10 protein-coding genes and 1 other RNA gene are annotated in these 13,164 nt (G+C 65.6%); 7 read left to right on the forward strand and 4 right to left on the reverse strand.

What is annotated here, in order from left to right; translation table 11 throughout:
- Positions 1 to 18 precede the first annotated feature (18 nt).
- Both ssrA and DWV00_RS33750 read left to right on the forward strand, forming a co-directional pair.
- Positions 19 to 375, forward strand: a transfer-messenger RNA (tmRNA) gene (gene ssrA / locus DWV00_RS20680).
- Between the two features lie 205 nt (positions 376 to 580).
- Positions 581 to 946, forward strand: a complete 366-nt coding sequence (locus DWV00_RS33750) for a sugar ABC transporter ATPase (protein WP_147297950.1) — start codon at positions 581 to 583, stop codon at positions 944 to 946.
- Here the strand turns inward: DWV00_RS33750 and DWV00_RS20695 are convergent.
- From DWV00_RS20695 to DWV00_RS20705, 3 genes are all read right to left on the reverse strand, one after another.
- Positions 943 to 2,073, reverse strand: coding sequence for a Fic family protein (locus DWV00_RS20695; protein ID WP_115535470.1), 1,131 nt, complete (start codon positions 2,071 to 2,073; stop codon positions 943 to 945). The genes DWV00_RS33750 and DWV00_RS20695 overlap by 4 nt on opposite strands.
- Before the next feature lie 77 nt (positions 2,074 to 2,150).
- Positions 2,151 to 2,417 carry a hypothetical protein gene (locus DWV00_RS20700; protein ID WP_115535471.1) on the reverse strand — a complete coding sequence of 89 codons (267 nt, stop codon included), beginning with the start codon at positions 2,415 to 2,417 and terminating at the stop codon, positions 2,151 to 2,153.
- A 174-nt stretch (positions 2,418 to 2,591) separates the two neighbouring features.
- Positions 2,592 to 3,692: a substrate-binding domain-containing protein gene (locus tag DWV00_RS20705; RefSeq protein WP_115535472.1), complete on the reverse strand. Its 1,101-nt coding sequence runs from the start codon at positions 3,690 to 3,692 to the stop codon at positions 2,592 to 2,594.
- Between the two features lie 132 nt (positions 3,693 to 3,824).
- On the opposite strand from DWV00_RS20705, the gene DWV00_RS20710 reads away from it, so the two are divergent.
- The 4 genes from DWV00_RS20710 to DWV00_RS20725 are packed head-to-tail and all read left to right on the forward strand — an operon-like array spanning position 3,825 to position 9,200.
- Positions 3,825 to 4,373, forward strand: a complete 549-nt coding sequence (locus DWV00_RS20710) for an NAD(P)H-dependent oxidoreductase subunit E (protein WP_115535473.1) — start codon at positions 3,825 to 3,827, stop codon at positions 4,371 to 4,373.
- A complete protein-coding gene (locus DWV00_RS20715; RefSeq protein WP_115535474.1) occupies positions 4,370 to 5,932 on the forward strand; it encodes a formate dehydrogenase beta subunit in 1,563 nt (520 codons plus the stop codon). The genes DWV00_RS20710 and DWV00_RS20715 overlap by 4 nt, the downstream gene beginning before the upstream one ends.
- A 15-nt stretch (positions 5,933 to 5,947) precedes the next feature.
- Complete coding sequence (fdhF, locus tag DWV00_RS20720; protein WP_115535475.1) at positions 5,948 to 8,902, forward strand: formate dehydrogenase subunit alpha; 2,955 nt, start codon at positions 5,948 to 5,950, stop codon at positions 8,900 to 8,902.
- A gap of 55 nt (positions 8,903 to 8,957) precedes the next feature.
- The gene (locus DWV00_RS20725) at positions 8,958 to 9,200 is read left to right on the forward strand and encodes a formate dehydrogenase subunit delta (RefSeq protein ID WP_115535476.1); all 243 of its coding nucleotides are present in this window, start codon (positions 8,958 to 8,960) and stop codon (positions 9,198 to 9,200) included.
- A gap of 87 nt (positions 9,201 to 9,287) precedes the next feature.
- Here DWV00_RS20725 and DWV00_RS20730 read toward each other — a convergent pair whose 3' ends face one another.
- Positions 9,288 to 11,054, reverse strand: coding sequence for an FAD-dependent monooxygenase (locus DWV00_RS20730; protein ID WP_115535477.1), 1,767 nt, complete (start codon positions 11,052 to 11,054; stop codon positions 9,288 to 9,290).
- A gap of 181 nt (positions 11,055 to 11,235) precedes the next feature.
- Between DWV00_RS20730 and DWV00_RS20735 the strand changes: the two genes are divergently transcribed.
- Positions 11,236 to 13,131, forward strand: a complete 1,896-nt coding sequence (locus DWV00_RS20735) for a tetratricopeptide repeat protein (protein ID WP_115535478.1) — start codon at positions 11,236 to 11,238, stop codon at positions 13,129 to 13,131.
- The last annotated feature ends 33 nt before the right edge of the window (positions 13,132 to 13,164 follow it).

Consider the following 13,164-nt stretch of genomic DNA (forward strand, 5'->3'; position numbering starts at 1 on the left):
AATCGATCGCTACACCTAGGGGCCGACCTGGTTTCGACGTGGGTAACGAAGCAGTGCAGGGCATACCGAGGACCCGTCACCTCGTAAATCAATGGGACTTAAGTAACCGCAAACGATAACTCGTTCGCCGTAGCGGCTTAACCCCGCTCGCCTCGCACTGGCTCGCTGACGGGCTAGGGTCGCAAGACTAGCGAGGTCATTTACGTCAGATAATCCTCGGTGGTGTCACGACGCCGGGGCCGAAAACCTAGTGACTCGCCGTAACGAAGCGTGTTCGTCCGCGTCGGTGCGGTTAAATCAAATGGCAGAACTAAGTATGTAGAACTGGCTGTGGACTATTTGCGGACGCGGGTTCGATTCCCGCCGGCTCCACCAAACACACCATGCGCTTTCCCTGAAGCGCTTCCGAAAGCCCCGTGGACGGACGTCTGACGGGGCTTTTGTTCATCTTGTGTGCCGCGGTTTTTCGCGACCATCCGCATAAAGGCGGTGGTATAGGCGCTGCTCTACTTCGGCGCGCTGCCACTGACGGCGGTTACACTAGCGCCTACGTCCGCCGACCATCCAGGCTTTTCCATCGATGAAACGCATTTCCCTCGCAGCCGCCGCCGTCACGGCGCTCGCCACCGCCATGCTGACCGCCTGCGGATCCGCTCCGCTCGGCACATCGAACTCGGGCAGTTCCGGCACACCCATGGTGTTCTCTTCGGCTCGCTCACCGCGCACGATCGCCAACTGCATGAGGGCACATCTCTCCAGCGTGAATGAGCGCGCCGGCGCCGGCTACACCGAACTCGACATCGGACGCTCCTCCAACGGCTACGCGTGGCTTGTCACGCTCACGTCGACGGGCTCCGGTTCTAACGTACGCGTTGAAAAAGCCGTCGAGGACGATTCGGTATCCGAGCCCGAACTGCGCTTCGCTATCGCGCGCTGCACCACCTAGGCGTCGGCCGCGCCATCGGCCAGTTCGTAGCCGGTGCTGCGGCCGCCCGCATCGGACTTTCTCAATACGCCGCGTGCCAGCAAGTCGTTGATGTCGCGCAACGCGGTATCGGCGGAACACTTCGCGATCGCAGCCCACTTGCTCGACGTGAGCTTGCCGTCAAAGCCGTCCAAGAGACGGTTGAGCAGCTTCGTTTGGCGCTCATTCAACGACGCACCGCCCCATCGCTGCCAAAAGCGAGCCTTCACCAGCACGCCATCGAGCGTGCGATGCGCCTGCTCGATCGCGCGATGAAGCGTAGCGAGAAACCAAGCCAGCCATTCGGTCACATCGAGCGTACCTTTTTGAGTCCGCTCCAAGATGGCGTAATACGCATCGCGGTCACGCTGTATTTGCGCCGATAGGCTATAAAACCGCTGCGGACTGCCGTCTGCGCGTGCCAACAATAGATCGCCGATCGCCCTGGCAATGCGCCCATTACCGTCATCGAACGGATGCAACGTAACGAACCATAGATGACCGATGCCTGCCCTCATCAGGGCAGGCGCGCGCGACGGTGCTTCGAGCCAGGCGATTAGCTGTCTCGTTTCGTCTTCCAACTGTTCGGCAGGCGGGGCTTCAAAATGGACGCGCTGCCGGCCGATTGGGCCGGAAACGACTTGCATCGGGCCGTGCGCATCGTCGCGCCAAGCACCGACGCCGATCTTGGAGAGCCCCGAATAGCCGGTGGGAAACAATGCCGCGTGCCACCCGAACAGCCGCTCCCGGGTTACCGGCGAATCGGAGTTGGAAGTCGCATCCAGCACCATGTCGACCACACCCTCGACGTGACGATCCACCGGTGTCAGCGCACCGATGTCCACGCCAAGCCGTCGCGCGATCGACGAACGGACCGATCCGACGTCCAGTCGCTCGCCCTCGATTTCGCTCGTCTTAACGACATCGTCCGTCAGCGCAGCCAGACTGGCCTGGTCCCGCAAAGACATGCCGACGTCAAAGAGCCGGCCCAGCAGCAGCCCTTGGGCTCGACTAACCTCGGCCAGCGGCAGCGCCAACGCCTCAAGGTCGTAACGCCAATGCGGCCAGTCGGCCGCCTGCCAAATGTAGGTGCAATCTCCGCAATTCATGCGGAGATTATTAACGCTAATCTCCGCAAAACGCAACTCGCTCCGCGTCGCGCTAGCTGCAGCGCGCTAGGTAGACACTACTCGGCATCGTCCGGGCACTGCAGGTTGCAGCCGTTCGGATCGCCGAGATCGCCTTTCTTGCGCATCTTCGACGTGTGGTTCTGATATTTCTTCGACGGCGCCGAGGCGGCGAATTCCAACTGCGGATGCTGTTGGATCTGAAACTGATCCGACAAAATCCCGCCCGGCACGCCAGGCGTGTTCTGCGCGAAGGCGAGCGATGCCATCGTGGACAGCAAACCGGCCGCTGCCACGCCGGCGCAAAGATTGAAAAGCGATTTCATAGCGATTGCCACGCCGAAAGACGCGGTCCGAATCAGTCGAACTAGAGAAGCGTAAGCGTAACGCAGAACCCACGCCCCCTGCAGCCAATACTGTTACGGCCGTAATCCGGAGCCGGAACGGCGAATGCCAAGGCTGCTACGACCCGCCTCGTACCTCGCCGTCGAATCACGCCGTCACGCGATGTCGGCCGCTCCGGGCACCGCCGCGCCCCGCAGACCCGCCGGAACATCGACGAGTTCGCCGCAATGCGTCGGGTCGTAGCCTTCGAGGGTTGCCACGCTGGTACGAAAATCCTCGCTGCGCAGCACGGCCAGCGCCGATACCAATGGCAGCGCCGACAGCCGCGCGCGATCGCAAGCGAAGTAGTAATCCTCGTCGACGATCGGCACGAAATCGAGCCCGAAGTGATGCGCGGCCGGAGCTACCCCGAAGCCGGCATCGGCCATGCCGCTCGCGACGAACGCCGCGATCGCCGTATGCGTCAGCTCGGTGGACGCGTAACCGTTGATGTGTTCGGGATCGATGCCGATGCTGTTCAAAGCCAGATCGAGCAGCAACCGCGTGCCGGAGCCCGGCTGGCGATTGACGAACCGTACATCGGGCCGCGCGAGATCCTCGAGCCCCCGCACGCCTTTCGGATTGCCCTTGGGAAGAAAGAGCCCCTGCTTGCGCGCAGTCAAATAGACGAGCACATGGCGCCGCGGATCCAGCCAGCGGCGATAGATATCGGCGCACAACTCGCGAAACGCGCCGCGCGGCAAATGGAAGCCGGCGAAGTCGCATTCGCCGCGCGCCAGCGCGGCCACGGCTTCCGCACTTTCGCGATACTTGATGTCCACCGTGCCCGACGCTTGTGCCCCCAACTGCGCCACGAGCGCGGCCACCGCATAGCCGTGCGACGCATGTATACGCGTCGTGCCGCCGGCGCCGAGCTGCCGGTTCAACTCCGCCGACACCTCGTTCGCCATCTGCTTGAGCGGCCCGTCGAGCCGCTCGGTGCACGCGCGCTGTGCCTGCACCACGGCCCGGCCCAGCGCCGACAGCGCCGAACCCTTGCCGCGCTCCTTCGAGATCAACTCGCCCCCCAGCCGCGCCTCGAGCGCGCGCAGGAGCCCCCATGCATGTCGGTACGACAGCTGCCGTTCACCGGCGGCCTGCGCGATGCTGCCCGTTTCGTCCACGAGCGCAAGCAGCGGAACGATGTCCGTCAAGCTCGCTTCACGGCCCGCGCTGTCGCGTACGACCAATTGCGTGACGCATTTGATCTCAATCATTTATGAAGTCGGATTTCCTATTGCACATCGCATGACCCGCGCCTATTGTTCGAAAACAACGGCTAAAGCCGAGCATATATGCACGTCATATGACGAGCAAGTGCATATTGGAGTCTAAGAGGAGCCCCCACCTTGGAACCTGCCAGCGCCCTGGCGCCGGACGAACTCGTCCAACGTCACGCATCGCCGGGCGCATCGCTGATCGCGGTGCTGCACGCCATTCAAGACGACGCGGGCTTTGTCCCGCCCGAAGCCGTCGCGCCGCTCGCGCGCGCCTTCAATCTGTCTCGCGCCGAAGTTCACGGCGTCATTACGTACTACCACCACTTCCGAACGCATCCGCCCGCGCCGGTTACGGTCGCGCTGTGTCGCGCCGAAGCGTGCCGCAGCATGGGCACGGAAGCGCTGGCCCGGCACATCGAAGGGCGCACGGGTTGCCGCTTCGACCCCGCGCATGCAGCCGGCGCTAATGGCAACGGCCATGTTCATAGCGGCGGCAACGGCCAGGTCGAACTCGAATCGGTCTACTGCCTCGGCCAATGCGCGCTGTCGCCGTCGATGACGATCAACGGCGAACTGCACGTGAAGGTCACGCCGCAAAAATTCGATGCCCTGCTCGATAAAGCATGCGTAGACGCGCAATCAAGCTCGAGCAGCGCCACCGCGAAGGAGTCCGCATGACGACGCGTGTTTTCGTTCCCCGCGATTCGTCGGCACTGGCGCTCGGCGCCGATGCGCTGGCCAACGCAATCGCACAAGAAGCCGCGCGCCGCGGGCTCGCCGTCGAACTCGTACGCAACGGCTCACGTGGCCTGCTCTGGCTCGAGCCGCTCGTCGAAGTGCAGACAGCCGACGGTCGTGTCGGCTACGGCAATGTGGAATCCTCCGACGTTGCATCGTTGTTCGATGCAGGATTTCTCTCCGGCGGCCAACACGAACGCTCGGTCGGCATCGTCGACGAAATCCCCTATCTGAAGAAGCAGCAGCGCCTGACGTTCGCGCGCTTGGGGCTGACCGATCCGCTCTCGATCGACGACTACGTCGCCCATGAGGGTTTGGCCGGCCTCAAAGCCGCGCTCGGCATGACCGCCGAGGCGGCCTGCGAAACCGTGCTCGAATCGGGCCTGCGAGGCCGCGGCGGCGCCGCGTTCCCCGCCGGCATCAAATGGCGCACGGTGCGCGAGGCCAAAGCCGCGCAGAAATACATCGTCTGCAATGCCGACGAAGGCGACTCGGGCACGTTCTCCGATCGTCTCGCCATGGAAGGCGATCCATTCGCGCTGATCGAAGGCATGATCATCGCCGGCATTTCGACGGGCGCCACGCGCGGCTACATCTACGTGCGCAGCGAATACCCGCACTCGATCGCCATGCTGAACGCCGCCATCGGCAAAGCGCGCGCGGCCGGCTGGCTCGGCGAGCACGTGCTCGGTTCGGCGCATGCCTTCGAACTCGAAGTCGCCAAGGGCGCCGGCTCCTATGTCTGCGGCGAAGAAACCGCGCTGCTCGAATCGCTCGAAGGCAAGCGCGGCATCGTGCGCGCGAAGCCGCCCGTTCCCGCGCTGTCCGGCCTCTTCGGTCAGCCGACGGTCGTCAACAACGTCATCACGCTGGCAACCGTGCCGATCATCTTCGCGCGCGGCGCGAAGTTCTACCGCGACTTCGGCATGGGCCGCTCGCGCGGCACGCTGCCGTTCCAGTTGGCCGGCAACATCAAATACGGCGGTCTGGTCGAGCTCGCCTTCGGCGTGACCTTGCGCGAACTCGTGGACACCTACGGCGGCGGCACCGCGAGCGGCCGCCCCGTGCGCGCCGTTCAAGTGGGCGGCCCGCTCGGCACCTACCTGCCCGAGAGCCAGTGGGATATCCCGGTGGATTACGAGGCCTATGCGCAAGTAGGCGCGGTCGTCGGACACGGCGGGCTCGTCGTGCATGACGACACCTCGAACCTCGCCGAGCTCGCCGAATACGCCATGCACTTCTGCGCGGTCGAATCGTGCGGCAAATGCACGCCGTGCCGCATCGGCTCGACGCGCGGCGTCGAAGTCATCGCGCGCATTCGCAACGGCGACACCTCCGAAAAACAGATCACGCTGCTGCGCGACCTGTGCGACACGATGGTGTCGGGCTCGCTCTGCGCGATGGGCGGCATGACGCCCTACCCCGTGCTGTCCGCCCTCGACCACTTTCCCGAAGACTTCGGTCTTCGTCCCGCTGCGCCGAAAGCGGCTGCAGCCTGATTGACGGAGCCTCACATGTCCGATGCGCCCGCCCGCACCCCTTCCGCCTCGATGAATTCGGGCGGCTGCGGTTCAGCCAACTGCGCATGCCGTTCGAGCGCGTTCTCGCCGCAGGACGACACCGACTACGGCACGCCGCGCCGGCACGCCGACACCGACGTCACGCTCGAAATCGACGGCCGCAGCATCACGGTGCCCGCGGGCACCTCCGTCATGCGCGCCTCCATCGAAGCCGGCGTCAACGTGCCGAAGCTGTGCGCGACCGATTCGCTCGAGCCGTTCGGCTCATGCCGTTTGTGCCTCGTCGAAATCGAAGGCAAGCGCGGCTACCCCGCTTCGTGCACGACGCCCGTCGAAGCCGGCATGCGCGTGCGGACGCAAAGCGATCGCCTTCAAGCACTGCGGCGCAACGTGATGGAGCTGTACATCTCCGATCACCCGCTCGATTGCCTGACCTGCCCCGCCAACGGCGACTGCGAACTGCAGGACATGGCCGGCGTCGTCGGCTTACGCGAGGTGCGCTACGGCTTCGACGGCGCCAACCATTTGAAGGACGTCAAGGACGAATCGAACCCGTACTTCGACTACGATCCGTCCAAGTGCATCGTCTGCAATCGCTGCGTGCGCGCCTGCGAGGAAACGCAAGGCACGTTCGCGCTGACGATCGCCGGGCGCGGTTTCGAATCGCGCGTGGCAGCAAGCCAAAGCCAGCCGTTCATGGAGTCCGAGTGCGTCTCGTGCGGCGCCTGTGTCGCGGCGTGTCCGACCGCCACGCTCGTCGAGAAGACGGTCTCGTTCGTGGGCCAGCCCGAGCATTCGATCATTACGACGTGCGCCTACTGCGGCGTCGGCTGCTCGTTCAAAGCCGAGATGAAGGGCAGCGAAGTCGTGCGCATGACGCCGTACAAGAACGGCCAGGCGAACGAAGGCCACGCTTGCGTGAAGGGCCGCTTCGCTTGGGGCTATGCAACCCATAAAGACCGCATCACGACGCCGATGATCCGCGCCAAGATCACCGATCCGTGGCGTGAAGTGACGTGGGAAGAAGCGATCGCCTATGCGGCCTCGGAGTTCCGCCGCATCCAAGGGAAGTACGGACGCGACTCGGTCGGCGGCATCACGTCGTCGCGCTGCACGAACGAAGAAACCTACCTCGTGCAGAAGCTGGTGCGCGCGGCCTTCGGCAACAACAACGTCGATACCTGCGCGCGCGTCTGCCATTCGCCGACGGGCTACGGCCTGAAGACGACGATCGGCGAATCGGCCGGCACGCAAACGTTCGAGTCCGTCGCCCACTCCGACGTCGTCATGGTCATCGGCGCGAATCCGACCGACGGCCACCCCGTCTTCGGCTCGCGCTTGAAGCGCCGCCTGCGCGAAGGCGCCAAGCTCATCGTCGTCGATCCGCGCCGCATCGATCTCGTTGACGGCCCGCACGTCAAGGCCGCCTATCACCTGCAGCTGCGCCCCGGAACCAACGTCGCGCTGATCAACGCCATCGCGCATACGATCATCACCGAAGGCCTGTTGGCGGATGCGTTCATCGCCGAGCGCTGCGAAGCGCTCGCGTTCGAGCAGTGGCGCGCGTTCACCGCCAAGCCGGAGAACTCGCCCGAAGCGACGGCCGACATCACGGGCGTGCCCGCCGAACTCGTGCGCAAGGCCGCACGGCTGTACGCGACGGGCGGCAACGCGGCGATCTACTATGGCCTCGGCGTGACCGAGCATGCGCAAGGCTCGACGGCGGTCATGGGCATCGCGAACCTGGCGATGGCGACCGGCAACATCGGCCGCGAAGGCGTCGGCGTGAACCCGCTGCGCGGCCAGAACAACGTCCAAGGCTCGTGCGACATGGGTTCGTTCCCGCACGAGCTGCCGGGCTACCGCCATATCGGCGGCGACGAAGTGCGCCACGAATTCGAAGCGGCTTGGGGTGTGCAACTGCAACCCGAGCCGGGCCTGCGTATCCCGAACATGTTCGACGCTGCCGTCGACGGCAGCTTCAAGGCGCTGTACTGCCAAGGCGAAGACATCGTTCAATCGGATCCCGACACGCAGCACGTCGCGGCCGCGCTCACGGCGATGGAATGCATCGTCGTGCAGGACATCTTCCTGAACGAAACGGCGAAATACGCGCACGTGTTCCTGCCCGGTTCGTCGTTCCTCGAAAAGGACGGGACCTTCACGAACGCTGAACGCCGCGTCTCGCGCGTGCGCCGCGTCATGCCGCCGCTCGCGCGCTACGCCGACTGGGAAGTCACGCAGCTGCTCTCTCGCGCACTCGGCTATGAGATGGATTATGTGAATCCGTCCGAGATCATGGACGAAATCGCGCGGCTCACGCCGACCTTCCACGGCGTTTCGTATGAGCTGATCGATCGGCTCGGCAGCGTCCAGTGGCCCTGCAACGAGCAAGCGCCCGAAGGCACGCCGACGATGCACGTCGACGAATTCGTCCGCGGCAAGGGCAAGTTCGTCATCACGCAGTTCGTGGCTTCGCGCGAAAAAGTCACGCGGCGCTACCCGCTGCTGCTGACGACGGGCCGCATCCTCTCGCAATACAACGTCGGCGCGCAGACGCGCCGCACGGAAAACTCGCGCTGGCACGAGGAGGATCGTCTCGAGATCCATCCGCACGACGCCGAGGACCGAGGGATCAAGACGGGCGACTGGGTCGGCATCGAATCGCGAGCGGGACATACGGTGCAGCGTGCGCTCGTCAGCGAACGGATGCAGCCCGGGGTCGTCTACACGACGTTCCATTTCCCCGAGTCGGGCGCGAACGTGATTACCACGGACAGCTCCGATTGGGCGACGAACTGCCCCGAGTACAAGGTGACGGCGGTTCAAGTTCAGCCGGTGCAGCAGCCGTCGGAATGGCAGCAGCACTACGAACGCTTCAGCGAGACGCAGCTCGAGTTGCTGCGCGAGCGCGAGCGGGCCATGGCCGAAGCGACGAGCGGCAAATGAAGATGATCACGAGTACGTTCGGCAACGGAAGATCGATGAACCAAGGCGGGCAGCGATGAAGATCGAGCATTTGATCGAGATGGCGAATCAGATCGGCGATTTCTTTGCGTCGATGCCCGATCGCGAGCAGGCGCTGACCGACATCTCCGAGCACATTCGGCGCTTTTGGGAGCCGCGCATGCGCCGCGCGATTCTCGCCTCGCTCGACGAGCCTGCCGCAAGCGAGGCGATGTCTCCGATCGTCCGCGAATCGCTCACGCGTGCGCGCGACGCGCTGACGCCGCAAGCGGTGGCGTAAGACGAGCAACGGCTACCGTCGTGTGTCCCTGAGGCGCTCGGCGAGCGGGCGCCTCAGGCGAACCGCCCGCGCGGTCCAAGCCCCCGATCAAAGCCCCTTGCGTGCGCCCGCGAGCCAAGTCTCGCAATGCCGCGCGAGTGCGCTCGCATCCGATGCGGGCCGCCCGCGCGCGCCGATGTAGCCGTCCGGCCGCACGAGGTAAAACGCCGGACGCGTTCGGCCATAGGCATGCGTGAGCGACGACACGTCGCCTTCTTGCGCATCGGTCACCCGCCAAATCCGCACCGCGTCCGACAACGTCGCTTCGATCGTCGAACTCAGGCAATCGAGTTCCGGGTCGGGCTTGATCTCGGGCCCGGCCAGCGTGCCCGTCGCATCGAGCACGGCATCGGCGCCGCCGGGCGGATCGACGAGCACGAACAGCGAAAAGAACCCCGGGTCGTGCAGATCGTAAAGATGCCCCGTGCCCGGCGCGCGCCCGAGCGGGCCGTCCACGACATGCACGAGCGCATCGGGCGCCCGCTCGCCGGCACGCGGGCCGCCGTCGAGCACGCGCTCGAGCGTGAGCGGGCTGCGCCGATATTGAATCGCCAGCTCGCTGACCATCAGCCGCGCCGCATCGCGCAGCGGACCGAACGCCGCCAGCACCGGCATCACGCGTTCGCGCAGCAGCTTCAGCGGCCCGCGCTCGGCTTCAGCCAATTGCGTGATGAAAGCGGTCTGACGCAGGACATCGCGCTCGATCGGATGCCGCTCGAGCTGGTAGGTGTCGAGCAGCGGCTCGCCCGCGCGGCCGGTCATCGCGCGCGCCAGCTTCCAGCCGAGATTCAACGCTTCCTGGATGCCCGTATTCATCCCCTGCGCACCGGCCGGGCTGTGAACATGCGCAGCGTCGCCGGCCAGAAACACGCGCTGCGTACGCAGCCGTTCGACCATGCGGCTATTAAGGCGGAAATAACTGGACCAATCGAGTGCCGACAGCATCATCGGGTGATGCACGCGCTTGGCCATGATCGCACGGCACATTTCGAGCGAGGGAGTCGGATCGTCGCCGGCGGAGACCGACGCAAGCACATGCTCGTCCAAGGTCGCATCGGCCCCGGCATCCCCGCCACCGTTCGGGGCCGATGCGGGCGGCATCTTCTCGCCCGCAAGCGCCGGCGCGTTATCGGCGATGAGCCGATGGCGGCCGCCTCCCATCGGAATGACGCCGGCCAACCCGTCGGCCGATGCAAACAGATGGAACTCATCGTCCGACAAATCGGAGGCGATCTGGAGATCGGCGAGCATGAACGTCTGCTCGAACGTCTTTCCGGTGAAGTTCAGGCCGAGCAGACGGCGCACGGCGCTGTGCGCGCCGTCGGCGCCAACGATATAAGCGGCACTGCACGTTTCCTCGCGACCGTCGGCATGCGCGAGCTGCGCTTCGACTTGGGAGGCGTCTTGCCGCAGGCCGACGAGCTCCACACCGCGTTCGATCTCGACGCCGAGCGTCGACAGATGTTCGGTCAACAGCCGCTCCGTCGTCGTTTGATCTAGACAGAGCAGATAGGGATAGCGCGTTTGGAGCGGATCGAAATCGAGCCGCGCGAGCCGAGTGCCGTTCGAATACAGATTGGCGGCGCGCAGGCGGTGCCCTCGCTCGAGGAAAGGCTCGACGATCCGGTGCTGCTCGAACAGCTCCAGCGTGCGGGCCTGGATGCCGATCGCGCGCGAATGCGTAGTCGGCTGCGGCGCACGATCGATCAGACGCACGCTCGTGCGCGCGCGTGCCAAACTCATCGCGCAGGCGAGCCCCGTAGGCCCGGCCCCCACGATCAGCACCGGCAGCGCGTTGACGTTGACGGCGGCCATGCTTGTCCTCCGGCAAACCACGAGATCCCGCCAAGTGTACGCCGGCCGTTGCGCATCGGGGCTCGAACTCGCCATGCCCGCATCACGGGCATGGCTTCCCGGAGACGGCACCGCCGCACGTTAGGTTCGGCCGGCCGAGTATGGGACAATGCCGCGTTTGTCTGCGCCACTGCTTGCCGTCATGGAACCCTTTTTCGCGCGCGCCTACGCGGCGCATCGTGACGGACGACTCGCCGACGCCGAGCGCGACTACCGCGCCGCGATCGATGCCGACCCCGTCCACACCGACGCCCTCCACCTCTTAGGCGTGCTTCGTCACCAGCAGGGACGGCACGAAGAAGCGGCCGACCTCGTCGGACGGGCGGTCGCGCTACGGCCGAACGATGCTGCGCTGCAACTGAATCTCGGCAATGCGCTGAAAGCGCTGGGCCGCCTCGACGGCGCGATCGACCGCTTTCGCAACGCACTCTCGCTCGCGCCCGAATTTCCGCTCGCGCATTACAACCTCGCCAACACGTACGCCCTGGTGGGCCGCCACCAAGATGCCGTCGACGCGTTCGAGCGATCGCTGCGGCTGCAGCCGAACGACGCCTCGACCTACAACAATCTCGGCAACGCGCTGCACGCGCTAGGCCGCAGCGAAGAAGCGATCGCGGCGTTCTCGCGCGCCCTCGCGCTGCGCCCGGGCCATGCCGGCGCGCACAACAACCTCGGCATGGCGTTCGCGGCACTCGGCCGCACCGAGGACGCCCTCGCGCAATTTCGCGCGGCGCTGGCGGCGCAGCCGAACTTCGTCGCGGCTCACTTCAATCTCGGCAACACGCTCGACGCCATCGGCAGTCATGCGCAAGCCGCCGCCGCGTTCGAAGCCGCGCTCACGCTGCAGGGCGCGTTTCCGCCGGCCCTGCTAGGCCTCGGCAACGCGCTCGCGGCACAGGGGCGGCATGCCGACGCGATCGCCCGCTTCGAGCGCGCGGTCGGTCTCGATCCGCAACTCGCGCTCGCATGGCTCGGCCTCGGCAATGCGCATCACGCCCTGGGCTCGCACGATGCCGCGCTGCGCGCGTTCGATCAGGCGCTGCGGCTACGGCCCGACCTCGCTTCGGCGCAACTGAATCGCGCACTGACGCTGCTCACGCTCGGCGATCTCGCGCGCGGTTTGCCGGCCTACGAATCGCGGCTCGCGATCGCGGCAGCGGCGGAAGAGGAAAGGAAAGCGGAAGAGAAAACGACATCGGCCACCCTCGCCCCGCCCCGCTGGCGCGGCGAACCGATCGACGACCGCACGCTGCTGATCGAAGCCGAACAAGGCTTCGGCGACACGCTGCAGTTCCTGCGCTTCGTACCGCTCGCACGCGAGCGCGCCGGACGCGTCGTGCTGACGGTGCAGCGGGAGCTCGAACCGCTCGTCGCGCCGCTGGCGAAGGATTGGCGCGTGACGCTGGCGGTTGCGGGAGAGACTCGCCCGAAAGCCGATCTGCACTGCCCGCTCCTGAGCTTGCCCCTCGCGCTGGGCGCAACGCTCGACGCGCTCCCCGCGCCGCGCCGCTATCTCGATGTGCCGCCCGCCTACCGGCGCCGCTGGCGCGGCTCGCTCGGCGGCCATGCGAAAGTGAAGGTCGGCCTTGCCTGGTCGGGGCGCATCCAAGCCCAGGAAAACCGCGCGATGCCGGTGGCTGCCCTGGCGCCGCTGCTGGCGCTCGAAGGCATCGATTGGCTCGTGCTTCAACCGAATCTGAGCGACGACGACAAACGCGCGCTCGACGCGCTGGCGCGTACGGCTTCGCTTCACCGCTTCGATACGCGTATCGCCGATTTCGCCGATACGGCCGCCATCGTGGACCGGCTCGACGCGATCGTTTCGATCGACACGTCGATCGCCCACTTGGCCGGCGCACTGGGCAAACCGCTTTGGCTCATGCTTCCGTTCGCCGCCGATTGGCGCTGGTTCGCGAACACCGACCGCAGCCCGTGGTACCCGAGTGCCCGGCTTGCACGGCAGCCGTCGCCGGGGCAATGGGATGCCGTGGTCGAAGAGGTCGCCCGCGCGCTTTCACGCGAGCTTTCAGGCCGATAGGAACGCGAACGAACCTGTCTGGTCAGACGGTTC

The organism is Trinickia dinghuensis, assembly GCF_003367175.1.
Taxonomy (GTDB): domain Bacteria; phylum Pseudomonadota; class Gammaproteobacteria; order Burkholderiales; family Burkholderiaceae; genus Trinickia; species Trinickia dinghuensis.

Coding starts and splice junctions, on each gene's coding strand:
- DWV00_RS33750 (WP_147297950.1), top strand. CDS start 581: ATGAAACGCATTTCCCTCGCAGCCGCCGCCGTCACGGCGCTCGCCACC.
- DWV00_RS20695 (WP_115535470.1), bottom strand. CDS start 2,073: ATGAATTGCGGAGATTGCACCTACATTTGGCAGGCGGCCGACTGGCCG.
- DWV00_RS20700 (WP_115535471.1), bottom strand. CDS start 2,417: ATGAAATCGCTTTTCAATCTTTGCGCCGGCGTGGCAGCGGCCGGTTTG.
- DWV00_RS20705 (WP_115535472.1), bottom strand. CDS start 3,692: ATGATTGAGATCAAATGCGTCACGCAATTGGTCGTACGCGACAGCGCG.
- DWV00_RS20715 (WP_115535474.1), top strand. CDS start 4,370: ATGACGACGCGTGTTTTCGTTCCCCGCGATTCGTCGGCACTGGCGCTC.
- fdhF (WP_115535475.1), top strand. CDS start 5,948: ATGTCCGATGCGCCCGCCCGCACCCCTTCCGCCTCGATGAATTCGGGC.
- DWV00_RS20725 (WP_115535476.1), top strand. CDS start 8,958: ATGAAGATCGAGCATTTGATCGAGATGGCGAATCAGATCGGCGATTTC.
- DWV00_RS20730 (WP_115535477.1), bottom strand. CDS start 11,054: ATGGCCGCCGTCAACGTCAACGCGCTGCCGGTGCTGATCGTGGGGGCC.
- DWV00_RS20735 (WP_115535478.1), top strand. CDS start 11,236: ATGGAACCCTTTTTCGCGCGCGCCTACGCGGCGCATCGTGACGGACGA.